The 23,758-nt window shown below is 41.5% G+C and carries 20 protein-coding genes; 12 read left to right on the top strand and 8 right to left on the bottom strand.

The genetic code is table 11. The features are described 5' to 3' along the window. Positions 1-36 precede the first annotated feature (36 nt). Both HYD28_00675 and HYD28_00670 read right to left on the bottom strand, forming a co-directional pair. Positions 37-324 carry a cell division protein ZapA gene (locus HYD28_00675; protein ID QLE07603.1) on the bottom strand — a complete coding sequence of 96 codons (288 nt, stop codon included), beginning with the start codon at positions 322-324 and terminating at the stop codon, positions 37-39. After that, entirely contained in the window at positions 324-554 is a 231-nt protein-coding gene (locus tag HYD28_00670; GenBank protein QLE07602.1) for a DUF904 domain-containing protein, read from the bottom strand. The genes HYD28_00675 and HYD28_00670 overlap by 1 nt, the downstream gene beginning before the upstream one ends. Positions 555-793: 239 nt before the next feature. On the opposite strand from HYD28_00670, the gene HYD28_00665 reads away from it, so the two are divergent. Then, complete coding sequence (locus HYD28_00665) at positions 794-1,633, top strand: 23S rRNA (adenine(2030)-N(6))-methyltransferase RlmJ (GenBank protein QLE07601.1); 840 nt, start codon at positions 794-796, stop codon at positions 1,631-1,633. Positions 1,634-1,690: 57 nt separating this feature from the next. Here the strand turns inward: HYD28_00665 and HYD28_00660 are convergent, their stop codons facing one another. The 3 genes from HYD28_00660 to HYD28_00650 all read right to left on the bottom strand — a co-directional run bounded on the left by HYD28_00660 (position 1,691) and on the right by HYD28_00650 (position 4,069). Continuing rightward, positions 1,691-2,500 (bottom strand): META domain-containing protein, encoded by an 810-nt coding sequence (locus tag HYD28_00660; GenBank protein QLE07600.1) that lies wholly within the window; start codon positions 2,498-2,500, stop codon positions 1,691-1,693. A 157-nt stretch (positions 2,501-2,657) separates the two neighbouring features. Next, the gene (locus HYD28_00655) at positions 2,658-3,224 is read right to left on the bottom strand and encodes a PhnA domain-containing protein (GenBank protein QLE07599.1); all 567 of its coding nucleotides are present in this window, start codon (positions 3,222-3,224) and stop codon (positions 2,658-2,660) included. A gap of 80 nt (positions 3,225-3,304) precedes the next feature. Then, entirely contained in the window at positions 3,305-4,069 is a 765-nt protein-coding gene (locus HYD28_00650) for a transporter substrate-binding domain-containing protein (protein QLE07598.1), read from the bottom strand. 104 nt (positions 4,070-4,173) lie between these two features. On the opposite strand from HYD28_00650, the gene HYD28_00645 reads away from it, so the two are divergent. The 7 genes from HYD28_00645 (at position 4,174) to HYD28_00615 (ending at position 13,102) form a co-directional block, all read left to right on the top strand. Then, positions 4,174-5,451, top strand: a complete 1,278-nt coding sequence (locus HYD28_00645; protein ID QLE07597.1) for an HDOD domain-containing protein — start codon at positions 4,174-4,176, stop codon at positions 5,449-5,451. Positions 5,452-5,505: 54 nt separating this feature from the next. Next, positions 5,506-6,120 carry a paraquat-inducible protein A gene (locus HYD28_00640; protein ID QLE07596.1) on the top strand — a complete coding sequence of 205 codons (615 nt, stop codon included), beginning with the start codon at positions 5,506-5,508 and terminating at the stop codon, positions 6,118-6,120. Positions 6,121-6,163: 43 nt separating this feature from the next. Continuing rightward, on the top strand, positions 6,164-6,526 hold the full coding sequence (locus HYD28_00635; protein ID QLE07595.1) for a hypothetical protein: 363 nt from the start codon (positions 6,164-6,166) through the stop codon (positions 6,524-6,526). Positions 6,527-6,630: 104 nt separating this feature from the next. Beyond that, complete coding sequence (locus HYD28_00630; protein ID QLE07594.1) at positions 6,631-7,953, top strand: TolC family protein; 1,323 nt, start codon at positions 6,631-6,633, stop codon at positions 7,951-7,953. Continuing rightward, positions 7,946-9,403 (top strand): efflux RND transporter periplasmic adaptor subunit, encoded by a 1,458-nt coding sequence (locus tag HYD28_00625; GenBank protein ID QLE07593.1) that lies wholly within the window; start codon positions 7,946-7,948, stop codon positions 9,401-9,403. Before HYD28_00630 ends, HYD28_00625 begins: the two co-directional genes overlap by 8 nt. Beyond that, positions 9,400-12,504: an efflux RND transporter permease subunit gene (locus tag HYD28_00620; protein QLE07592.1), complete on the top strand. Its 3,105-nt coding sequence runs from the start codon at positions 9,400-9,402 to the stop codon at positions 12,502-12,504. Before HYD28_00625 ends, HYD28_00620 begins: the two co-directional genes overlap by 4 nt. Positions 12,505-12,646: 142 nt before the next feature. After that, positions 12,647-13,102 (top strand): hypothetical protein, encoded by a 456-nt coding sequence (locus HYD28_00615; GenBank protein ID QLE07591.1) that lies wholly within the window; start codon positions 12,647-12,649, stop codon positions 13,100-13,102. Between the two features lie 276 nt (positions 13,103-13,378). On the opposite strand, the gene ppx is transcribed toward HYD28_00615, so the two are convergent. The 3 genes from ppx to HYD28_00600 form a co-directional block, all read right to left on the bottom strand. Beyond that, positions 13,379-14,866, bottom strand: a complete 1,488-nt coding sequence (ppx, locus tag HYD28_00610; GenBank protein QLE07590.1) for an exopolyphosphatase — start codon at positions 14,864-14,866, stop codon at positions 13,379-13,381. Next, positions 14,859-16,940 carry a polyphosphate kinase 1 gene (gene ppk1 / locus HYD28_00605; protein QLE07589.1) on the bottom strand — a complete coding sequence of 694 codons (2,082 nt, stop codon included), beginning with the start codon at positions 16,938-16,940 and terminating at the stop codon, positions 14,859-14,861. The genes ppx and ppk1 overlap by 8 nt, the downstream gene beginning before the upstream one ends. Before the next feature lie 390 nt (positions 16,941-17,330). Then, the gene (locus HYD28_00600; protein QLE07588.1) at positions 17,331-17,837 is read right to left on the bottom strand and encodes a glycine cleavage system protein R; all 507 of its coding nucleotides are present in this window, start codon (positions 17,835-17,837) and stop codon (positions 17,331-17,333) included. A 348-nt stretch (positions 17,838-18,185) separates the two neighbouring features. Here HYD28_00600 and HYD28_00595 point away from each other — a divergent pair, with 348 nt between their 5' ends. From HYD28_00595 to phoU, 4 genes are read left to right on the top strand one after another with little or no spacing between them, the layout of a single operon-like run. After that, on the top strand, positions 18,186-20,420 hold the full coding sequence (locus HYD28_00595; protein QLE07587.1) for an ABC transporter permease subunit: 2,235 nt from the start codon (positions 18,186-18,188) through the stop codon (positions 20,418-20,420). Positions 20,421-20,435: 15 nt separating this feature from the next. Next, entirely contained in the window at positions 20,436-22,085 is a 1,650-nt protein-coding gene (gene pstA / locus HYD28_00590; GenBank protein QLE07586.1) for a phosphate ABC transporter permease PstA, read from the top strand. A 26-nt stretch (positions 22,086-22,111) separates the two neighbouring features. Then, positions 22,112-22,939: a phosphate ABC transporter ATP-binding protein gene (locus HYD28_00585; GenBank protein ID QLE07585.1), complete on the top strand. Its 828-nt coding sequence runs from the start codon at positions 22,112-22,114 to the stop codon at positions 22,937-22,939. A gap of 47 nt (positions 22,940-22,986) precedes the next feature. Then, positions 22,987-23,688, top strand: coding sequence for a phosphate signaling complex protein PhoU (phoU, locus tag HYD28_00580; protein ID QLE07584.1), 702 nt, complete (start codon positions 22,987-22,989; stop codon positions 23,686-23,688). Positions 23,689-23,758: the final 70 nt, after the last annotated feature.

Here is a 23,758-nt window from a genome sequence, read left to right as displayed (position 1 = left end):
GATTGTAAACAAAAAAAGCGCTGGATGCGCTTTTTTCTAAATACTAAGATGTTGGCTGAGCTTATCTATAAGTTTGTCATGTTGTTGCTCTTGTTCTGCTTGTTGCGATTTAACTTCGAGTAATTCATGACTTAAATGTAATGCGGCCATCAGCAGGGCTTTTTGGTCATTTCGAACCGATGAGCGTTGTTTCATTTGCTCCACTAAGTCATTCAAATTTTGTGCAGCAGCAACTAGGGCGTGCTCTTGCCCAGGTGGGCAAGAGAACTCATGTTCTTTACCTAGTAGCTCTACGCTGACCCGCTGACTTTGTGGGCTGCTCATTAGCTAGCCTGTTGTACGCTTTGTAATTTCTCAAGCAGGCCTGTTAGTGTACTGCTTGCATCTTTTTGCTTCTCTTCGTTTTCTAGCACTTCAAGTTGCAGAGTTTCGTTCTCATCTAAAAGCTTAGCTGTTTGCTCTTGTAGGCTTTTAACTTCGCTTTCAAGTTCGCTATTGCGAAGGATTAATTTGTCGATCAGTTGTTCGAGTTGGGAAAGAGTTTCGTTATTCATAAATGCGCTCATAAAACTGTGGTTATTGTCATGCAAATGTAAAGGAAAGTGTCTTGATATGCCAGCATTTACGGCTGTTTTAGCGTATTTTTATTTATTATTAAGGCTTAATTCAGCGTAATGGCTTTTTTATTCATTTATGGTTCATGGAATAGCCTGAACTTAGGATCATTTGTTGTTTATCATGTACAATAAGACTATTCATTTTTAACGCAGTTTGCATCTGGCGAATTATAAATATGCTTAGTTATCGACACTCTTTTCATGCGGGTAACCCTGCTGATGTGCTAAAACATCTTGTTCTAGCTGAAGTACTTAAATACCAAACAATCAAAGATAAGCCACTTGATTATGTAGACACGCACTCAGGTGCTGGTTTTTTTGAACTTGCAGGCAGTGACGCACAAAAAACACAAGAATATTTAGAGGGTATTGCTAAGCTTTGGCAGCATAATAGTGAGCATGATGCACTTAATGAATATATTGAGCTAATTAAATCATTTAACCAAAACGGTAATTTAGATTTTTACCCAGGTTCACCAAAAATTGCCGAGCACTTTTTGCGTCGCCAAGATAACGGTTGGTTTTTTGAGTTACACCCACGAGATCTACAATTACTGCAAGACAATATGAAAGGTAAACGTTCTATTCGTGTTCGTGGCGAAAACGGCTTTCAAGGCTTAGTTGGTTTGTTACCTCCAGCGTCACGTCGAGCTTGCGTGCTTATTGACCCTCCATACGAAATTAAAAACGACTACGATACGGTCGTTAACACTCTTGTTAAGGCGCATAAACGCTTTGCAACGGGAACATATATGATTTGGTATCCGGTTGTTGACCGTGAACGAATCGATAGAATGGAAGCGGGTTTAATTGCATCGGGTATGCGTAACATTCAGCTTTTCGAGCTCGCAACAGAGGCCGATACTGACGTTCATGGAATGACAGCGTCGGGTATGATAGTGATTAACCCACCATGGAAATTAAAGCAAACAATGGATGTGGTATTACCAGAACTTGTTTCATTATTAAGCGACAGCAGTGGTTTTTATCGTAGCGAGCAATTAGTTGAAGAATAATTCTTTTTCAATACAAAAACGCCCAGCAATTGCTGGGTGTTTTTAATTTTACCGCTATTAATTCATGTAAGTAGCTGCAAAGGTCGCTAGTGGCTCGTCACTATCATCTAGCAAGGTTAATTGCTCACCATTGATAGAGTATTTAGCAGTGGCTGCTAGTGTTGCTGACATGGCTGCTTCGATATCCATTTGTGCTACACACATTCTTTCGGTGATAGCTAATGGTTTGAAGGTCAGCATTTGCTCATTAACTTCGTAATTACCTGAGAAGTTATTACAGCCTAAGTAACCACTGGTTGAACCATCGTCTTTAAACTGCACGAAGGGTTCTTTATTTTCAACAGTGATTGTTTCACCGCTAATTGTAACTGCTTTCCAGTAGGTATTTGTTAAAGTAACATCGGGTTTTTTAGCCGATACTTTTGTCACTGTTACCTTGTAAACATCGCCCGATACATCTTCAGCAAATGGGTTATTGTGAGTGGTGCTAATGTAAAGTAATTTACCTTGATTCTCTATGCGCGCACTTACACTATAACGGTGACGGTCAGCAATTTTGCTTTCATCATATTCGAGTTCCACGCTGTATGGTGGGGCGCCGTTTAATTCAATTTCTTGTTCGCTGAGTACGTCAGCTTTGGCATCCATTTTTGAAACATCAGCCAACTGTACTTTTAGTACCGAACCAGGGGGGAGCATGCTACGGTCTAAATAAGTAACTTGAGTATTTAGGGTTTTCATTGTTGATTGTTCAGCCTGTGGTGCACTTGAATCTTCACCACAACCTGTTAATACTAAGCTGCTCCCTAAGATCATTAAACTGCATAGAGAAGCGCGTTTGAAAGATGAGATGGTATCCGAAGCCATGATTGTTTCCTTGCGTTTTTAGGGGTATGCGTCTTTGTTTTAAAGTTAGCATAAAGTTCGCTGACTTAATCATAGCTTAATTAACAAAAAATGGGCACTAGGCCCATTTTCGTCATAACGAGTCGCTTTATGAAAATAAAGCGTATTAGAGTAATCGTTACTTTTTCACGTATTTGGTGAGGATAACAATACGCTGCCCGTCAACACGACCTTCGATGTGCTCAGGGTTGCTTGTTAAACCGATATTTCTTACTGCTGTGCCACGTTTAGCAACAAGGCTACTGCCTTTAACATCAAGATCTTTAATTAGTGTTACAGTGTCACCTGCTTGAAGTACAACGCCATTACTGTCGATGTGTTTAATATCATCGTCTTCCGCAAGTGCTGTTTGTGCCCACTTTAGCGTGTCTTCTTCTAAATAAATCATGTCTAGAGCATCTTGTGCCCAGCCGTTATCAGCCGCTAAACGTTTTAACATGCGATAAGCCACTACTTGTACTGCAGGTGTTTGACTCCACATACTATCATTTAAACAATGCCAGTGGTTTGCAGTTAGATCGGCATTATTCTCAATTTGATCTTTACAAGTTTGGCAAACATAAATGCATTTATCAGAATGAGCCTCTGTAACAGGTGGCACCTCGTAAACAGATAGGTTATCTGTAGCGGTGCAAAGTTCACATTGGTTATTACTGCGTTCGATTAGTGCTTGTTCAATGCTCATAGGAGACTCTTTTTAGTTAACAAGGTAAGAAAAACAGCGCGCATTATAGCAAAAGCAGGTCCAAAGCGGAATATCCCTAATTATTGTAGGGATATGCTTTTTGTGTATTTATTGATTATGGCATCTAAGCTGCCAGAGTTTTTAAGCTCTTTAATAGCTGCATTTATTTTTGGTAGCAATAGCTGATGTTCACTACGCAGGCGAATTTTTAAGTTTCCCAGCGAATGTAAAGCGCCAAAGCCAATATCAACATTAAATTGCTCAGCCCAGTATTGTGCCGGAAGTTTGTCTATTATGACAACTTCGATACGCTGCATTTTTAATGCTTTTATTAGTTGTTTTTCAGAATGAAAATCAACGCGCTTAAAGCGATTGTCATCGTAGTAGTAATAGCCTAAGACAGTACCCACTGGCTGATTATTAATATTGTTAAGTTGCTGCCATTGAGTCACAGAGTTTTTTAAACTGACCAGGTACTCCTCAATGACAAACAGGGTGTCTGAATAAATAAATTGCGGGTTTTGTTTTTCTGCTTGGCTTAGCCATTCAGGGCTAAGAACATCAAAGTCGATGTCTCCTTGGTGTAGGTATTTTACAGTCCTTTTTGCAGGAAGTTCGATATGCTGCACTTGAATATCAGCAAGCTGCATAACTTGCTTAATCATTTCGGGTAGGATCCCAGGGGTGTTGTTGTCGTTGATGTAATAAGGATAATAGTTACCCGAGCCAGTAACATTGTATTTTAATACCGGTTGCTGCTCAGCAAAAACTACTGGTGAGAGCAAAAGTAAAATTAATAAAGTCGAGTTACAAAAGTTCAATGGTTTGATTGAATACGTTTTCATGTACCTAGTTTGGTTGGGTTTTTGTTTTTTAGCAAGGTAAACATCTTTCACTATACTTATAACAATAGTAATGTGGAGATAGCCACATCTAAGTGAGAAGTAGAATGTCAGAATTAAGTATTGAAGGTAACAAAAGTCAGAGTGTGACTCAGTATATAGCACGGCAGCCAATATTTAATGCTGATAGAAGTTTGTATGCATACGAATTACTGTACAGAGAATCGAGCGACAATGTTTTTCCGGTAGGCACGAGTGATGGTCAAGCGACAGGGCGGCTGTTTTTTAATGCGTTGATGCTGATGGGGCTCGAAAAGCTAACGGGGTTTCAACCCGCGTTTATCAACCTATCAACCGACGCTATTTTGGATGACTTTCCAAAGCTGTTGCAACCACACAGTGCGGTTATCGAAATCGTTGAACGAGCGACGAGTATTCCTAAAGTAGTGAACCGCGTTAAGCAGTTAAAGCAAGAAGGCTACTTGTTCGCTTTAGATGATTACGATGGCACTGATAAATGGCAAGATATCTTACCTTTGATGGATTTTATTAAGCTTGAAGTAACGCAGCCGATTATCAAAACCAACATGATGATCAAAAAACTAAAACGCAGCTTCCCTGATACCACTATCATAGTTGAACGTATTGAAAATTATGAAGACTTTGAGCAGTTAAAAACCGCTGGTTGTGATCTGTTCCAAGGGTACTTTTTTGCCAAACCAGAACTTTTAAGTTTTGGAAATGTTGAACCATCAAAAGTTGCCGTACTTGAATTACTCAATTGCACCGCACAAACTGATTTAAATTTTGATGCTATTCAACAACGAGTTGCTAAAGATTTAGGGCTTACCGCACGCATTTTAAAGTTAGTTAATGCGCGAGCTAGCAGCACCCAACAAACTATTCGGTCGATCTCGCAAGCGGTTATTTATCTTGGTGAAGATGCGATTAGGCAATTTGTGCGTGTATTAGCACTTAGCGAATTAGGTAATGATAAACCGCAGGAGCTGACAAAACTTGGTTTAACAAGGGCAAAATTTATCTCTTTGATGCTTGAGCCAGGTGGGAAAGAGCTTGCTGAGCAAGGGTATTTGGTTGGGCTACTTTCTGTGCTTGATGCTATTTTAGATATGGAACTTGATACCATAGCAAAAGAGTTTTCGCTTGGTAGTGAGCTCTCTAGCGCTCTTTTAAACTTTAATGGGATGCAAGGTGCAAGCTTACAACTCACGAAAGCGGTAGAGGAAGAGCAATGGGAAACGGCTCATGAGTTGCTAATGATGATTCGTCCTGCCTCAAAAATGGATGTAGTTTTTCAAGCCATGTACGATGCTCGTGCATATGCAGATGACGTTTTCGTAAGCTTATCTTCGGTTACAGACTAAAAGTGCAGAGTTCGCTATGATGCGGGCTCTGTGTATCAAAAAGGTTTGTAAATAATGCGTTTAGCTTTACAGGTAGTGACCATCTTAGTTGCTTTGGCGTTACTTATACCAGGAGTAACCCAGCCGGTACTTACCCTTGAAGGAAAAATCGATAAATCTAAGCTTGCTAAAACAGGTATTGAAATGATTGCCGATGAAGGCGACCGGAATACCCGTAGTGTACTAATGATGGCATCAAGCATGTTGGGGCTTGATAGGCTTGAAGGTGAAATTGATGCCTATAAAAAAACACGCAGCATTTGGGGTACCGTGAATGAGCTTGCTAATAACAAAAACTACCTTGTCGCCGCGCTTGTTGCCGTGTTCTCCATAGTGATCCCCACTTTAAAATTGCTGATGCAATTGTTTTATTGTTTCTTACCTATGAATAAAATTAAACATTTACTCGGTCAACTCATACAAGGACTAAGTAAATGGAGCATGGTCGATGTGTTTGTGATTGCATTGATCGTGTCTTATTTAGCTGGCAACGCCGATGGGCAAATGGGCGAACTTATAAAAATGCATGCCGAACTGGGGGATGGATTTTGGTATTTTACTGGTTACTGCCTGTTTGCTATTGCTGCCAGCAATAGTATTAAAATAGATAAACCCTTGTCGAGCGCGTAAATTTCGGGCTACAATTTGGGCAATTAATTTTTAAGGTATGATGATGACGCGACTTTCAAGCTACTTATTGATAGCTATGATGCTGCTCACTTTTGTGGGTCAGTCAGTTGCGTCTGTTGCTATGGTATGTGATATGCCACATGGCAGCATGCAAATGGATCATCATGCTAATATGAATGCTGACAGCGACATGAGCGACATGAGTGATATGGATTGTTGCCATGAAGATGCAATGGATAACAGCGATTGCGCGTGTCCGTTTAATGCCTGTACAGCTCACTCACTCCTTCCGTTAAATGATTTAGTTGTTAAATCAATTAAGCAATCCGAAAAAGTCACAGTGTTAGGCGCCAGCCAGCTTAGTTTCCACGCAAGTTCTTTATATCGTCCACCTATTACTGCTTAAGCAGGATAGGTCTGTCTAAAATTCAGTAAAACGCTGAAATACACCTCATTCTGCACCCAAAATCTATTGTTTTTTAACCATTTTTAAGATTTTTGGAGCATGTGATGACTCACAGCAAATTGATTAAGGCGCTTTCTCTAGGCGTAGTATTGATAACCTCAAGTTTAGTGAAAGCAGAGCCGTTGGCACTCAATCAGGTGATTGATTATGCACTGACTCACGAGCCTTGGTTGCAGGCGAATAAATACCAGCAGCAGGCGATAGAAGCGCAAAGTATTGCTGTAGGCACTTTACCAGACCCAGTATTAACTGTCGGACTAATGAATTTACCAACCGATGGCTTTGCCTTTGATCAAGAAGGTATGACGCAATTTAAAGTGGGCTTGTCGCAGCAGTTTAGTCGAGGTGATAGCCTTGCCTTGCAGCAGCAGGCATTAAGGCAATCAGCTGAGCAATATCCTTGGCTTAGAGCAGATCGTCAAGCCCAGGTTAAAGCCATTGTTAGCGAAGCCTGGCTAAATGCCTATCGCGCGCAAAAAAGCATTCAATTAATCAACCAAGATAAAGCTTTATTCAATCAATTAATTGATATTACTGAGGCAAGTTACGCCAATACACTTGGTGCGACTCGCCAGCAGGATATTATTCGCGCTCAACTAGAGCTCACTCGTCTTGAAGATAAGCTAGTGATGTTAGAGCAGCAGTTTGATAGTGCCAAAAAGCGACTAGCTCAATGGCTACCGATTGACATGTTAAACGGTGCTGTAAGCGATGAAAATATAAAGGTGGCCGCATTAATGCCTTATCAAGAGCTTGCTCCATCAGGGGTGATAGAAGTGTTGATGGCTCATCCCGCAATTATTGCTATTGAGCATGCTTTGCGTGCTAAGAATACACAAGTGCAAGTGGCAGAAGAAGCGTATAAGCCTCAATTTGGAATGAACCTAGGCTATGGCTATCGTGAAAACACGCCTATGGGGGACTCGCGCGCTGACTTACTCTCAATAGGGGTTAGTGTTGATTTACCTCTCTTTACAGATAACCGTCAGGACCAACAAGTTAATGCTGCGATAGCTAGTGCAGAGGCGGTAAAAACTAACAAACTTATTACCCTACAAAAACTACAAGGTCAGTATTTTAAAGAGTTAAGCCAGTTAAGCCGGCTAGCCCAGCGCAAAGCGCTGTATCAGCAAAAGCTATTACCGCAAATGGCAGAGCAAGCTGAGGCGACATTAAATGCTTACACTAACGATGCTGGTGACTTTTCAGAAGTGATGCGTGCACGCATCAGCGAACTTAATGCGAAAATTGATGCGTTAAATATCGAAGTAGATAAACAAATAACCCTCGCTCGCCTTAACTATTACGCGGCGGCAAAGGATAGCCAAATAAATGCGGCACAAAGCCAAGGAGTTACCTATGAATAACACAGTCAAATTAGTTGTCGCTTTGGCGGTAGGTGCTGCATTGGCAACGGCTGTAAACAAACTTGCTGAGCCAGATCATGCAACTATGCCTAGCGCTGAAAAAAAACCGCTATATTGGGTGGCACCTATGGATAGCAACTACCGTCGTGATGAGCCAGGTTTATCGCCGATGGGTATGGAATTGGTGCCTGTTTATGAGGAACAAAGCAGCGCTGAAGACAGCCCAGGTACTGTGAGAATCTCACCAGCCGTAGTGAATAACTTAGGGGTAAGAACAGCGCCAGTGCGTTTTAAATCATTACAAAGCACAGTTGATACGGTTGGCTATGTGCAATATGACCAAGACCAATTAGTGCATATTCATCCTCGTGTCGAAGGCTGGATCGAAACTTTATATGTAAAGGCTGCGGGTGACCAAGTTAAGCAAGGCGAGCCTCTTTATACCTTGTATTCTCCACAGTTAGTGAATGCACAGGAAGAGCTACTGCTTGCCCTTAAACGTAACAATGCGGTACTTATTCGTGCGGCTAAAGCGCGCTTAGCCTCATTAAATGTTTCTGACGATTTTATTGCGCGATTAGAGCAAAGCCAAAAGGTTAGGCAAAACATAACCTTTTATGCCAAGCAAAGTGGCGTATTGGATGAGCTAAATATCCGCGAAGGTTTTTATGTGAAACCGGGCACCACCATGATGAGTATCGCTCACCTAGAAGAAGTGTGGGTTGAGGCAGAAGTTTTTGAGCGTCAAGCTGGCCTTATTCATAAAGGCTTGCCAGTTACCATGAGCTTAGATTATTTACCGGGTAAACGTTGGCAAGGGAAGGTCGATTACATCTATCCAACCCTTGATGAGAAAAACCGTACTCTTCGTGTACGCCTTCGCTTTGCTAACCAAGATGGCCTACTAAAACCGAATATGTTTGCTGAAGTGAGTATTATTACTAGGCCGACTGAGCCGCAATTAGTCATCGCAAAAGAAGCGGTGATCCGCACTGGTAGCCAAGACCGTGTCGTGATTGATTTAGGCGAAGGCCGCTTTAAGTCAGTCGCTGTGACGTTAGGTCGCAGTGATAATCATGACGTCGAGATTTTATCAGGCTTACTGAAAGACGATAAGGTGGTTATTTCAGCGCAGTTCTTAATCGACTCAGAATCAAGCAAAAGCTCTGACTTTATGCGTATGCAAGAACCAGATAGTGACAGCGCAATGGTGAATGGCGTGATCAACAGCATTGACCGTGAAGCCAGAACAGCTGTAATCAGTCGTGAAGCCATCCCCAAGTGGGGCCGAGAGGCCGCAACCATGGAATTTCACTTTTCGCCGCGCATTGATATGTCTAGTTTGCAAAGCGATGATGAAGTGCATTTTACTTTTAAGTTAGTGGACGGTGAGTTTATGATTTTTGACATCATGACCATGAGCCATCCTATGCAAGGAGAAATGCAATGATAGCAGCCGTGATCCGTTGGTCAGTCGGGAATCGCTTCTTTGTATTACTGCTGTCTTTAATGTTGGCAGGTTTTGGGGTTTTTTCTTTAAAGAATACCCCAGTTGATGCCTTACCTGACTTATCTGATATACAGGTTATTGTAAAAACCTCTTACCCAGGACAAGCGCCGCAGGTAGTGCAAGACCAAGTGACGTTTCCGATCACTACGGCAATGTTGTCGGTGCCGGGGGCTGAAACGGTCAGGGGTTTTTCGTTCTTTGGTGACTCTTACGTGTACGTTATTTTTAACGAAGATACCGACCTTTATTGGGCTCGTAGTCGAGTACAAGAGTATTTGAGTCAAGTAAGTGCTCGCTTACCCGATTCAGCTAGGCCAGAACTTGGCCCAGACGCAACAGGTGTGGGTTGGATTTACCTTTATGCGCTGGTGGATAAAACTGGCAAACACGATATTAGCCAGCTACGAAGTCTGCAAGATTGGTTTTTAAAGTTTGAACTGCAAACTGTGCCAGGTGTATCAGAAGTGGCTTCTGTTGGTGGTATGGTTAAGCAGTATCAGGTTAATGTCGACCCCGACAAATTACGAGCATATGGTATTCCACTGAGTTTAATTCAAACAGCGATTAAACAAGGTAACCAAGAGCGCGGTGCCTCAGTGGTCGAAATGGCTGAAGCCGAATACATGGTATCAAGCACAGGTTATATTAAAGGTGTTGCCGATTTAGAAGCCATCCCGCTTGGTACGAATGCCAATGGTACACCACTGCAATTACGCGATGTGGCCGATATTAAACTTGGGCCGCAAATGCGCCGTGGGATTGCCGAACTTAACGGCGAGGGCGAAGTGACAGGTGGTGTGGTGGTGATGCGCTTTGGAGAAAACGCTGAAGCGACCATCAAACTAGTAAAGGAAAAGCTAGAGTCGCTCAAAAAAGGCCTGCCAGAGGGCGTTGAAATCATCCCTGTGTACGACCGTTCAAACCTTATTACACAAGCACTTGATAACTTAAGTTCAAAGTTAATTGAAGAATTAATTGTCGTGGCCTTAGTGTGTGTGGTGTTTTTATTCCATATACGTTCATCGATAGTTGCCATTATCACGCTGCCAATGGGGATTTTAACGGCTTTTGTGGTTATGTATTGGCAAGGTATAAATGCCAACATCATGTCGCTTGGCGGGATAGCGATTGCGATTGGTGCAATGACAGATGGCGCTATCGTGATGATAGAAAATATGCATAAACATATGGAGAAAACTCCACTGACCGACGAAAACCGCTGGCAAGTAGTGATGGACTCAGCCGCAGAAGTGGGGCCCGCGTTATTCTTTAGTTTATTAATTATCACAGTCAGTTTTATGCCAGTGTTTATTTTAGAAGCACAAGAAGGGCGTATGTTCTCGCCGCTGGCTTACACAAAAACCTATGCAATGGCGGCCTCGGCTGGTCTAGCGATTACATTGGTGCCGGTATTAATGGGCTACTTTATTCGCGGTAAGGTTATTTCGGAGCAGAAAAACCCTGTAAACCGCTTATTGGTGGCAGCGTATAAACCCTTGTTAAATGCGGTGTTAAAAGCGCCGAAAACAACACTGGTACTGGCTTTAGTTTTGGCAGTTATCGGCTTTTACCCGGTTAATAAAATTGGTAGTGAGTTTATTCCTCCTCTTGATGAGGGGGACTTGATGTATATGCCAACTACTTATCCTGGTATTTCAATTGGTAAGGCCCGTGAAATTTTACAACAGACCGACAAATTAATTGCCAGTGTGCCAGAGGTTGAGTCGGTATTTGGTAAAGTTGGTCGTGCAGATACTGCGACAGATCCAGCGCCGCTAACCATGATCGAAACCTTTATTCAGTTAAAGCCAAAGTCACAGTGGCGCGAGGGTATGACAACCGAGAAACTTAAAAAAGAGCTCGATAATCTGGTTAAGTTCCCAGGGCTCACCAATGCGTGGGTTATGCCAATCAAAACGCGAATCGACATGCTTGCCACTGGTATTAAAACGCCTGTGGGGATCAAAGTTGCAGGGCCAAAGCTGAGTGAAATTCAAAAAATCGGTGAGCAAATTGAAGTCATCTTAAAAGATTTACCGGGCACAGCTTCGGTTTACTCAGAGCGCGTTGCCGGTGGTCGCTACATCAAAGTCGATATCAACCGTGAAAAAGCAGCACGGTACGGTTTGAACATTGCTGATGTGCAACAGGTCGTTGCCACCGCTATCGGTGGTATGAATGTGACCGAAACAGTTGAAGGGCAAGAGCGTTACCCTGTTAACTTGCGTTACCCGCAAGATTATCGTGACTCGCCAGAAGAGCTTAAGTTGTTACCCATTGTGACGCCAAATGGACAACGTATTGCATTGGCTGACGTTGCTCATGTTTTTATTGAAGATGGTCCGCCGGGTATTAAAAGTGAAAATGCACGTATCAATGGCTGGAGCTTAATTGATATTGAAGGCAGTGATATCGGCAGTTATGTTGAGCGTGCGCAACAAGCACTGCATGAGCAACTCGAGCTACCTGCTGGTTACTCAATTACATGGGCGGGGCAATATGAATATATGGAGCGCGCAAAAGCCAAACTCAGTTACGTATTGCCACTAACTTTGGCAATTATTGTGGTGCTGTTATATCTCAATTTTAGAAGTTTTATTGAGGTGGCAATGATCATGCTGACCTTACCACTTGCGATGATAGGCGGTATTTGGTTGATGTACCTTGAAGGCTTTAATTTCTCGGTCGCTGTTGGGGTTGGCTTTATTGCCCTAGCAGGGGTTGCCGTAGAAATCGGCGTGATCATGCTGGTTTATCTCAATCAAGCGTATCAAGATGCCAAAGCGCAATCAGCACAGTTTACGGTTACAGAGCTGCGCCAAGCAATTATCAATGGTGCAGGCCTTCGGGTTAGGCCTGTGATGATGACAGTTGCCACTATTATCATAGGTTTATTACCTGTGCTGTATGGTACTGGAACGGGAAGCGAGGTGATGAGCCGAATTGCAGCGCCGATGGTTGGCGGGATGCTCAGTGCCATTGTTTTAACGCTACTCGTGTTACCTGCACTTTATTTTATATGGCGTAAACGCCACCTATAAATTTTACAGTCAGTGTGTAACTTGTACGCTTTTACTTGCTTCAAGTTACACTTTTTATTTTTAAGGCGCTGATAATTAATGTTTTTTCTAATGGTGTGATTTATGCAAAGTCATATTAAATTGATTTTGATAAGGAATACACATGCAAGTTAAAACAATACAACAAGTTTATGATTGGACCGTGTTATTTCATACTCAAATGGCAGCCAATTTCCACAGCGTTAAAGATTTACTGGACGAGCATAATCAAATGCTGGTGGATTATTATCTGCAATATGAGAAGAAACTAGCAGAAGATCTCGTTGGCTTTAAAGCAATTACTGAGATAAACACGCTAGATACGTATTGCTATGAGTATTTTGCTGAAAACCCTGAGCTAATTACCTTCAACGATATCAGCACAGATCAGCAAATTGATGAAAAGGCGATTCAGGTTTACTTAACCACGCAACACCAAAAAGTAATCGACTTATACGAGTACTTAGTATCGCGCGCTGATACAGAGCAAAGCAAAGAAAAGCTTGAGCGATTGCTAGAGCTTGAGCATCAAGGCCTTAAGCAAATGATGCAAAGCTCAAACCGCCATATGGATATGTAGTATACCCAAACCACCTCAAGATGCAGAATTCAGCGTTTCACAGGTGCTTAATATCAAGGCGTTACTTTGCAAGAATGGCAGTCCCTTTTAAGAAGTAACAACGATGAGAGTAAGTACCTGTGAAGCGCCCAACGGGTTGGTTTAAAAGCGATTTATACTGCGTTATTGATCTTAACAATAGAGCCACTATTACTTGCAATCAATGCCTTGCCTAAATCGCTTTTAATTCCAACTGAAACTTACATCTTGAGGTGGTTTGGGTATATATTAATCAGCTTAATGAAAATCGAGTAAGAAGCCGACCTTCTTAAGGTATTTTTGCTCTTGCTGTAAGTCAGCTAAAAGCAAGGTATGTTCTTTGAGCCACTTATTGTGAAACTTTAGGAACATACTATTTTGCTTAGCTGTTATCTCAAGCTTAAAACCTTGATCGGTAATACGCTTTTGATTCAACAGTACCGCTAAGCGCAAAATCACAATAAGTTGTAATATTTCATAATGCTGCATTGTATGCAGTGCCGGAAACTCTTCTAAACGGATCTTTTTCCGATAAAAGCGGATCATGCAACTGAGCAAGGTTTGCTGTTGCTGCGTAAACCCTGGTAATTGGCTATTCGCAACGATATACGCACTATGCTTATGTATTCCTGATGAATTTACCCCTAAGCCAATTTCATGCAGCTGCGCGGCCCAATCCAGTAAGTTGATATAGTCCGGATCAGTAAATTGCCATGCACCTTTTACTTGTTCAAACAGCCATTTTGCAGTTTTAGATACGCGGTTAGCATGCTCTTTATCTATGGCGTTACGTTCAGACAGGTTCTCTATGGTATTAGTGCGAATATCTTTATGGGCGAGCTTTTGCTGCATTTCATGAAGTAAACCTTCACGAAGAGAAAAGTCGCTGTATTGCATTGCTTCTATTTTAAATAGCTTAAATACTGCAATCAATATCGCTAAACCACCACAAATACTGACTTGTCGCTCAGCTGTGAGACCTTCAATTTGTAGCGCCTGAATTTGTTTAGCAGCAATAAACTGGGTTTTTAATTCTAGTAATCTCTCAAGCGTGATTAACTGTTGCTCGGCATCATTGGCGTTAATCATGGCAAGGATTGATTTAATTGTGCCAGATGTCCCTACTACAGATTGCCAGCCAGCCGATAAGTAGTTGGCAAAGATCACTTCGAGTTCTTGTTCTGCGCGAACCTCTGCTTTATCAAAGCGCTTAGCTGTAATTTGCCCATCAGCGAAAAACTGCTTGGTATAGCTGACACATCCCATGTTTCGGCTAGCTAGTAGCTTGTGTTTAAAATGTTTGCCAATTATGAGCTCAGTACTGCCACCACCAATATCAATAACTAAGCGATTTTCATCATGATGAATGTAATGGGCGACACCTTGATAAATTAAGCGCGCCTCTTCTTGCCCTGAGATCACTTCAATCGGGTAATTAAATACCCTACTTGCTTGGGTTAAGAACGAATGAATGTTTTTAGCGCGGCGTAATGTGTACGTCGCGGCAACTTTGACATTCTCGATGGGAAAGTCCTGTAAGGTGGTCGCAAATTGTTTAAGGATGGCTAGAGCACGTTCAATAGCTTCTTGGCTTAAGTGATTTTTATCATCCAAACCGTCAGCTAAGTAAACGCGCTGCTTTTCTTTGTGTAAGATCTGCAAAAAGCCATCGACCTCTCTTGCCACCACTAAATGAAAACTGTTTGAGCCTAAATCAACGGCAGCTATTGAGGGATAATCATTCATTATTATAGTTACTTTCCCATTTTTTAAGGTGGTCATAAATGGCAATTTGTGAGCGAATTTTCTTACGATTACCACGGCGCACATAGCTATTTTTTTGCTCACTATCGATTATGCGTGCTTTTGTTCTATCTTTAAACTGTAGTTCAAGAATATCAATGATAAGCTGTTTTAATTTTTTATCATAAATTGGAGTGGCCACTTCAACACGATGATCTAGGTTACGGGTCATCCAGTCAGCTGATGAAATATATACTTTTTCATCACCATTATTATGAAACACCATAACCCGCGGATGCTCTAAAAAGCGGTCAACGATACTAATGATACGAATGTTATCATTTGCGACAGAGGGTACTAACGAACACATACCACGCACTATAATACGAATTTTTACGCCACGTCTTGCGGCAAAATAAAGGTGATCAACCAGCTCTTTATCGACAAGGTTGTTTATTTTTAAAGTAATTCGCCCAGCCTTACCGTGCTCTACATTGCTAATTTCTGCATCTATCAGTGAGATGATAGTTTGCCTTGCATTGACTGGCGAGATCATCAAATGATCAAACTGAAATGGCTTATAACTACTTTCAATGAATTTAAAAACGCTATCGCATTCTTCGCTAATACTTTCATGCTTAGTGAATAAGCTAAAGTCAGTGTATATTTTGGCTGTTTTTTCGTGAAAGTTACCTGTGCCAATGTGTGCGTACTTCACTATGTTGTTTTTTTCTTTACGGTGAATGACACATAACTTGCTGTGTACTTTAAGTGCTGGGATACCAAAGATCACTTTAACACCAGCATTACTGAGTGTTTTTGCCCATTCGATATTATTTTGTTCATCAAAGCGCGCTTTAAGCTCGACCATGACAGTTACATGTTTGCCATTTTTGGCGGCATTAATGAGCGTAGAAACTAGACGAGACTGACTGGCTACACGGTAAATATTGACCTTAATTTGTGTCACATCCGGATCAAAGGCTGCTTGGCGTACAAACTCAAGTAAATGGTTAAAAGTGTGATATGGGTAATACAGCAAAATATCTTGCTCTGAGATGGCATCAAACACACTCGAGTGATTATTAAAGGCCGTGCTTTGTAACGCTGGTAGTGGTTTGTTTTCTAAGTACTGGCGGCCAACATTCGGAAACGCAATAAAATCGCGGAAGTTACGGTAACGACCACCGGGGATCAGCGCATCATGTTGACTAATATTAAGGCGTTTTTTCATCACTTTAAGCATTTCAGCTGGCATACTTTCGTCATAAACAAGACGCACAGGTTCAGCATAAATACGTTGCTTTAGTCCTTTCGACATTTTATCGAGCAAGCCTTCTTCAAGCTCGTCATCTAAATTGTACTCGGCATCACGAGTTAGTTTAATGGCATAACATTGAATATTATCAAAGCTAAAGAAGCTGCTAAACACATCGCGAATAAAGTAGGCGATGATGTCATCAAGCATCACAATAGTTTTATGACGGCGTGTTTTCTCTGGTGGCAAAATAACAAAGCGAGATACGCGGTCAGTTGGCACCTCCATCATGGCATAATGACTTTTTTGATTGGTCATTTCGACAAACAAATAGGTCATGGTGTCGTTTATTTGATCTGAATAGTCTTTCTTTTCAGTGAGTAAAATTGGCAGTATATGTTGTAGCACATTGTCGTGGAAAAACTTTTTCAGCCAGGTTAAATGAAATTCAGATAGTTTCTCTGGTAGCTCTACGTGAATATTGTGCTCGTTTAAATCATTCAAAATATCTTTATGAATTTGATTAAACTTTTTACCAAGCAGTAGCACTTTACTTTGGATCTGATGAAGTAGTATTTCGTCTTCTTCAAAGTTCGCATCAGGAATTTTATTAAGTAAAATTCGACGCTTTACATCGGCTACACGTACTCTGAAAAACTCATCCATGTTGTTTGAGTAAATACCTAAAAAGCGCATGCGCTCAATAATCGGGTTCGATTTATCTTTGGCTTCTTGCAGCACGCGTTCATTAAAAGACAGCCAACTAAGCTCTTTAGCAAAGTAGTTTACAGCTTGAGAAGAAGAATGTGATGCGTTCATCTGGTTTTCCAACGTTTATAGCTAGTTAGAATATAGAGGATGCAGATGACGGTTGTATTAAAATACTCAAGCTGCCTCTAGATACCGTTTCAGTTGGAATTAAAAGCGATTTAGGCAAGGCATTGAATGCAAAGAATGGTTGCTCCCTTGTTAAATTCAATAACGCAGAATAAATCGCTTTTAAACCAACCCTTAGGGCGATTCTCTGCGTTGTTACTTTTTAAAAGGGAATGCCATTCCTGCAAAGTAACGCCTTGATATTAAACCCCAGAGAAACGCTGAATTCTGTATCTAGAGGTAGTTTGAGTATTAAATATGTCGGTTTTGTGACATGTATGTCATTAATTTTAAAGCTTAGTTTAAGCTCGGATGTCCCTATAAACTTGTTTGTTATGCGTCCTCAATATCAACAATTAGGTCTGTGGTAATAGACTCAAGTGCAGTGATTACTTCGTCTTTGTTCATGCCTATTGGTAAAGCAACGGTGGCAACAGCACTAAAAATAGGTACCCCCCAGTTAGGTGCACTTTGTTGTTTTGAATTTAGATGAGTGATATTCGCACCTTTATGGCGAATAACGCTGGCTAACTCTTGCACAATGCCTGGTCTGTCATTTCCTGTGATAACAAAATTAATCTGTTCAGACTTTTCTTCAGGTAGTATTTCGGCACCGCGTTCAATTCTAATTTCTAAATACGGCAGGCTATGTAGTGCATCTTGCAGCTCTTGCAGATGTTCTTCGGGGACTGCGGCTTCAATAATTCCTGCAAAGTGACCTGCAAGATGGCTCAAGTTACTGCTTAACCAATTACCATGGTGGTTTAAAATCGTAGCTGAGAGGTCTTCAACCAGGCCGGGTTTATCTGGTCCTAAAATAGTAATTACTAACTGCTTCATACTTATATCTCTATAAAAATGCCTCTGAAAAATGCGAAAAAAGGAAGGAGGCGTTGGTTTAAAAATGATTCTTATTGTCGAAAAAATAAGTCTTATTGAGTATTGATGTAGTTTTATTGTTTGTCCAATTTTTTCCATATAGTTATAAAAAATTAGTTATAACAATTTGTTAGCTTGTGAATTTGGTCGTTATAAATACGCAGAACAATGTCGCAATTTGGTCATTTGTTAACGTTAAAATACGTTCCTTAAATACATGCTTTATTACACTGAATTATGACGTTTGTAACATTACTGTCATCTTGGTGAAATATAATGCGCGCAACGTTAAGTTTTAAGGGTGTTTTGATGACTTCCAATCCGAATAAACCTACCTTTCATACGGATAGAAGCCGTCTATTTAAAGACAGGTTTGCCAAGTGGGGTATTTCCGCAGGTGGCGTAATGGTGCTAGTAGCACTACTACTCATATTCTTTTACCTTCTTTATGTTGTTCAACCTATTTTTGAGTCAGCAAAAGTAGAGACACGTAACAGTGTAAAACTACAAAATGCGTCAGAAGTTGTTGGTCTTGGCATTGAAGAGCAAACAGAAGTTGCCTTTTTACTTGGTGAAAAAGGTAATGTTGACTTTTACAGTGTTGAAAAAGAGCAGTTTGGTAAAAAGATCACCACTCTTAATACAGAATTACCTAGCGATGTAAGCAGCTTTGCAAGCTCTGCACCGTTCCAAGGTCAATACGCATATGGCCTTGAAAATGGTTCTGTTGTTGTGGTTGCACCAAAATTCTTAGTGACATTCCCTAACAACCAACGTCAATTAACACCACGTTTAGATTACCCGCTGGGTGATTTGGCGCTTGAGGTCGATGACCAAGGTGCGGCAATCACTAAATTTGCATTTAGCCACTATGAAGATAAAACAGTGGTTGTTGCTTTAACGGCTGATAGGCGCGTTTTGTTTAGCAGCTTTGTGGGTGAAGAAAACATGTTCACTGGCGAAGTTGAGTGGGTTGTTGAACGAACTGAGCTTGATATTGAAGGTCGTGTTGATGAGCTATTAATCTCACCTGATACAACACGTACATTCGTGCGTTCAGCAAATCAAATTTACGTATACGATACGCGTTACCCTTCAGAGGTTGAGCAAATCCAACTGCTTGCTGCGAACGAAGAAAACGCGAACCTAGTTTCAACTCAACTATTAGCTGGTGCAAACTCACTGATGCTTGCCAACGATAATGGTGAAGTATCTCAGTGGTTTGAAGTAAACACTGAAGATGGCCGTGAGTTCCAAAAGATTCGTGCATTTGAAACCAGCAAGCAATCTAAACTAAACATTTTTACAGAATTCTACCGACGTACTTTCTTCACAACAGGTGCTAACGGTGAGCTAGGTATTTATTACACAACTAGCGATGCCAAACTGTGGCAAGGTAAAGTAAGTGAAGGTCCAATTCAAAACTTTGCAATTGCACCACGTTCTAACGCGGCATTGATTCTTGCAGATGACGCGTTGAAAGTAATTGAAATTCATAATGAGCATCCAGAAGTAACTTGGTCTGCACTATGGCAAGAAGTATGGTACGAAGGTTATCCAGAGCCGGGTTATATCTGGCAGTCAACGTCGGCAAGTGATGACTTTGAATCTAAGTTCTCATTAGTGCCAATTTCATTCGGTACGATTAAAGCTGCAATGTACGCGATGTTATTTGCGGTACCCATTGCACTTTCAGCGGCAATTTACACGGCGTACTTTATGTCGAGTGAACTACGTAAAGTAGTTAAACCGACTGTAGAAATCATGGAAGCATTACCAACGGTAATTCTAGGCTTCTTAGCAGGTCTTTGGTTAGCACCATTAATTGAAGAACATTTACCAGCGATTGTCGGATTATTAGTGTTGCTGCCAATTGGTATCTTATTAACCGCATTTGGCTGGAACAAATTACCGGCGTCTATCCGTCACCGTGTTCCTGAAGGTTCTCACTCAATATTACTGATTCCAGTTGTTATCTTTATTGGTTGGCTATCGTTTGCGATGAGTAACTCAATTGAGTTATGGATGTTTGACGGTAATGTGCGTCAGTACTTAACCAATGAATTAGGTATGACATTCGACCAACGTAACTCGTTAGTTGTTGGTATTGCAATGGGCTTTGCTGTAATCCCAACTATTTTCTCAATTGCTGAAGATGCGGTATTCAGTGTTCCAAAGCACTTATCAAACGGTTCATTAGCACTAGGTGCAACGCAATGGCAAACATTGGTTCGCGTAGTACTACTAACAGCAAGCCCAGGTATTTTCTCAGCAGTGATGATGGGTCTAGGCCGCGCTGTAGGCGAAACAATGATTGTTCTAATGGCTACAGGTAATACACCTATTATGGACTGGAGTATCTTCCAGGGTATGAGAACACTTGCTGCGAATATCGCGGTAGAGATGCCAGAATCTGAGGTAGGCAGCTCGCATTATCGCATCCTATTCTTAGCAGCATTTGTATTATTCATATTCACATTCGTTTTCAACACAGTGGCTGAGTTTGTTCGTCAGCAACTGCGCGAAAAATACAGTTCAATGTAGGTGGAGAAACACGACATGGTAAAGCAGTGGTTTAAGTCTGGTTCTCCTTGGATTTGGATGACCGGCGGTGCGGTAAGCATCAGTTTAATCTCGGTTCTTGGCTTACTAGCCATGATTGCTTGGAAAGGTTTAAGCTTTTTCTGGCCATCAGAAGTAGTGCAACTTGAGCTGCAAGGTTCAGTAGCAAAGCAAACAGTGATCGGTGAAGTTTATGACCGAGAACTAGTTGCAAAATCACGTATTGAGGCGACGGGCGTTGATTTATCTGATTACGACAAAGAGCAACTAGAGCGCTTACTCATTAAAACAGGTAACCGAGAGTATGTAGATCTAGATTTCCGTTGGGTACTAGAGACAGATATTACATCACGTACTACGCCAGCTGAGCTTGCTGTATTCGAGCGTAGCAAAAACGGTAACTTTTACGGTTATGTTGAACAGGTTATTAAAGACGGTGAAGTTATCACAGATAACAAAATCGAAGAGCTTTATGATCTTGTTGACCGCGCAGTTGACCTGAATGGCCAAGCCTTAGATTTACAAAATGGTGAAATTGGCCATATCAACTATGAGCTTGAGCGTTTACGTTTAAAAGAAAAAGCATACCAGCTTGATAACGAACTAACAGATGAGCGTGTTGCAGAGCTTGCACAAGCGCGTGCTGAGCTACGCGCTGAGTACACTGTATTAGAAAAACAGTTATTCGCACTTCGCAAAGCAGCTAAGCGTGACCAAGTAACGGTTAAAGACATGCGTGGTGAAGTGGTTACTTTGCCACTTTATCAAGTTCTTGATGTGTGGTTCCCTAATGACATGGGCTTCTTTGCTAAGCTTGGTCATTACTTTGTACAACTTGGTAAATTTGTTTCGGATGACCCTCGTGAAGCCAACACTGAAGGGGGTGTATTCCCTGCGATTTTCGGTACTGTGTTTATGGTCTTACTAATGGCAGTGATTGTGACGCCATTTGGTGTAGTCGCAGCGATTTACTTACATGAATACGCAGCAAAAAACGCCATTACTAAGATGATCCGTATCGCGGTAATCAACCTTGCCGGTGTACCTTCAATTGTATACGGTGTATTTGGCCTAGGTTTCTTTGTATACATGCTAGGCGGCAGTATTGACCAATTGTTCTACCCTGAGTCGTCGCCAAGCCCTGTATTTGGTACGCCAGGTGTTATTTGGTCAGCATTAACGCTAGCAATTCTAACGCTACCCGTTGTAATTGTTTCGACTGAAGAAGGTTTATCACGTATTCCTAGTACAGTGCGCCATGGTTCACTTGCACTTGGCGCAACAAAAGCAGAAACGCTATGGCGTATCATCATTCCGATGGCAAGCCCAGCGATTATGACCGGTTTAATCTTAGCGGTTGCACGTGCAGCCGGTGAAGTAGCACCACTAATGCTTGTTGGTGTTGTTAAGATGGCGCCAACACTGCCACTTGACGGTAACTTCCCATACATACATTTAGATAGAAAATTTATGCACTTAGGTTTCCACATTTATGATGTTGGTTTCCAAAGCCCTAACGTAGAAGCGGCACGCCCGCTGGTATATGCCACGGCATTCTTACTGGTATCAGTAATTATCGCCCTGAATATCACCGCGATTGGTATTCGTAACCACTTACGCGAAAAGTTTAGAGCTCTTGAGCATTAATACAGAATTTTTATAGGTAGACAGAGATGATTACAGTTGCACCACAAGTAAACCAAGCGAAAAGCGCGGCAAAGCTAGATTTAGATAACCTAACTGCAGAACAAACTGCGTTAGAAATTAAAAACTTAGATCTATACTACGGTGATAAACAGGCACTTAGCAGCGTAAATATGAACATCCCGAAGGGTCAGGTAACGGCATTTATCGGTCCATCAGGTTGTGGTAAATCAACACTTTTACGTTGTATCAACCGTATGAATGACCTAGTTGATAGCTGTCGTATAGATGGTGAGATCTTACTACATGGTCACAATATCTATGATAAGAATGTAGATGTTGCTGCACTACGAAGAAATGTCGGGATGGTATTCCAACGTCCTAATCCATTTCCAAAATCGATCTACGAAAATGTCGTTTATGGCCTACGCTTACAAGGTATTAAAGAAAAGCGTAAACTAGACGAAGTGGTTGAACAATCTTTACGTGGCGCAGCGTTATGGGATGAAGTGAAAGACCGCTTACACGATAGCGCATTTGGTCTATCTGGTGGTCAGCAACAGCGTCTTGTTATTGCTCGCTCAATTGCTATCGAGCCTGAAGTACTACTTCTGGATGAGCCTACATCGGCACTAGATCCAATTTCTACTTTAGTTATCGAAGAGCTAATTAACGACTTAAAGAACAAGTTTACCGTGGTAATCGTTACTCACAACATGCAACAAGCCGCTCGTGTATCTGACCAAACTGCGTTTATGTACATGGGTGAGTTGATTGAGTATTCAGATACCAATACGTTATTTACAACACCAAGCAAGAAGAAAACAGAAGACTACATTACAGGCCGTTACGGTTAGTCAATAAAGTCACTTGGTCTCGTAGACGAAATTTATAGAGGTAGACAATGGAACATAATATCAATAAACACATTTCGGGCCGTTTTAATGAAGAGCTTGAAAATGTGCGAAACCATGTATTGAACATGGGAGGGTTAGTTGAGCAACAACTAAACAGTGCACTAGATGCTGTTAGCAATGGTGATGCAGAACTTGCACAAAAAGTACGTGAAAACGACTATAAAGTGAATGCAATGGAAGTGAACATCGACGAAGAGTGCACGCGCATCATTGCTCGTCGTCAGCCAGCAGCAAGTGACCTACGCCTTGTGATTGCAATTGCTAAAACAATTGCTGATTTAGAGCGTATTGGTGATGAAGCTGAGCGCATTGCTAAAGTAGCGCTGGACTCATTCACAAAAGATCAGCAAGACCTACTGGTGAACATTGAAAACATGGGTCGCCAAGTATCGAAAATGCTTCACGATGTTCTTGATGCATTTGCACGTATGGATGTGCAGTGTGCGTTTGAAGTACACAAAGAAGATGCCAAAGTTGACCGTGAATACGAAGCAATTACACGTCAGATCATGACATACATGATGGAAGATCCACGCTCAATTCCGAAAATTATGGATTTAGTGTGGTCAGTTCGTTCATTAGAGCGAATTGGCGATCGTTGCCAAAATATAGCTGAATACATCATCTATTTTGTAAACGGTAAAGATATTCGTCATACATCTCAAGAAGATATAGAAAAGTCGCTGTAAATTAAGCCGCTCCTTTTCATTATTAAATCGAGCGGCCCTTGGGCCGCTTTGTGTTTTATTGGTGATGTAA

The organism is Pseudoalteromonas shioyasakiensis (genome assembly GCA_013391845.1).
Lineage (GTDB): Bacteria > Pseudomonadota > Gammaproteobacteria > Enterobacterales > Alteromonadaceae > Pseudoalteromonas > Pseudoalteromonas apostichopi.
Note: the sequence above shows the minus strand (reverse complement) of the source record. Positions and strands in the feature narration are given on the sequence as shown.

What these genes read in the sequence shown, in the direction of transcription:
- HYD28_00625 (QLE07593.1), top strand. Translation starts at nt 7,946, where the DNA reads ATGAATAACACAGTCAAATTAGTTGTCGCTTTGGCGGTAGGTGCTGCA.
- pstA (QLE07586.1), top strand. Translation starts at nt 20,436, where the DNA reads ATGGTAAAGCAGTGGTTTAAGTCTGGTTCTCCTTGGATTTGGATGACC.
- HYD28_00675 (QLE07603.1), bottom strand. Translation starts at nt 324, where the DNA reads ATGAGCAGCCCACAAAGTCAGCGGGTCAGCGTAGAGCTACTAGGTAAA.
- phoU (QLE07584.1), top strand. Translation starts at nt 22,987, where the DNA reads ATGGAACATAATATCAATAAACACATTTCGGGCCGTTTTAATGAAGAG.
- HYD28_00665 (QLE07601.1), top strand. Translation starts at nt 794, where the DNA reads ATGCTTAGTTATCGACACTCTTTTCATGCGGGTAACCCTGCTGATGTG.
- HYD28_00585 (QLE07585.1), top strand. Translation starts at nt 22,112, where the DNA reads ATGATTACAGTTGCACCACAAGTAAACCAAGCGAAAAGCGCGGCAAAG.
- HYD28_00595 (QLE07587.1), top strand. Translation starts at nt 18,186, where the DNA reads ATGACTTCCAATCCGAATAAACCTACCTTTCATACGGATAGAAGCCGT.
- HYD28_00635 (QLE07595.1), top strand. Translation starts at nt 6,164, where the DNA reads ATGACGCGACTTTCAAGCTACTTATTGATAGCTATGATGCTGCTCACT.
- HYD28_00630 (QLE07594.1), top strand. Translation starts at nt 6,631, where the DNA reads ATGACTCACAGCAAATTGATTAAGGCGCTTTCTCTAGGCGTAGTATTG.
- HYD28_00620 (QLE07592.1), top strand. Translation starts at nt 9,400, where the DNA reads ATGATAGCAGCCGTGATCCGTTGGTCAGTCGGGAATCGCTTCTTTGTA.
- ppk1 (QLE07589.1), bottom strand. Translation starts at nt 16,940, where the DNA reads ATGAACGCATCACATTCTTCTTCTCAAGCTGTAAACTACTTTGCTAAA.
- HYD28_00660 (QLE07600.1), bottom strand. Translation starts at nt 2,500, where the DNA reads ATGGCTTCGGATACCATCTCATCTTTCAAACGCGCTTCTCTATGCAGT.
- HYD28_00640 (QLE07596.1), top strand. Translation starts at nt 5,506, where the DNA reads ATGCGTTTAGCTTTACAGGTAGTGACCATCTTAGTTGCTTTGGCGTTA.
- HYD28_00650 (QLE07598.1), bottom strand. Translation starts at nt 4,069, where the DNA reads ATGAAAACGTATTCAATCAAACCATTGAACTTTTGTAACTCGACTTTA.
- HYD28_00655 (QLE07599.1), bottom strand. Translation starts at nt 3,224, where the DNA reads ATGAGCATTGAACAAGCACTAATCGAACGCAGTAATAACCAATGTGAA.
- HYD28_00670 (QLE07602.1), bottom strand. Translation starts at nt 554, where the DNA reads ATGAATAACGAAACTCTTTCCCAACTCGAACAACTGATCGACAAATTA.
- HYD28_00615 (QLE07591.1), top strand. Translation starts at nt 12,647, where the DNA reads ATGCAAGTTAAAACAATACAACAAGTTTATGATTGGACCGTGTTATTT.
- ppx (QLE07590.1), bottom strand. Translation starts at nt 14,866, where the DNA reads ATGAATGATTATCCCTCAATAGCTGCCGTTGATTTAGGCTCAAACAGT.
- HYD28_00645 (QLE07597.1), top strand. Translation starts at nt 4,174, where the DNA reads ATGTCAGAATTAAGTATTGAAGGTAACAAAAGTCAGAGTGTGACTCAG.
- HYD28_00600 (QLE07588.1), bottom strand. Translation starts at nt 17,837, where the DNA reads ATGAAGCAGTTAGTAATTACTATTTTAGGACCAGATAAACCCGGCCTG.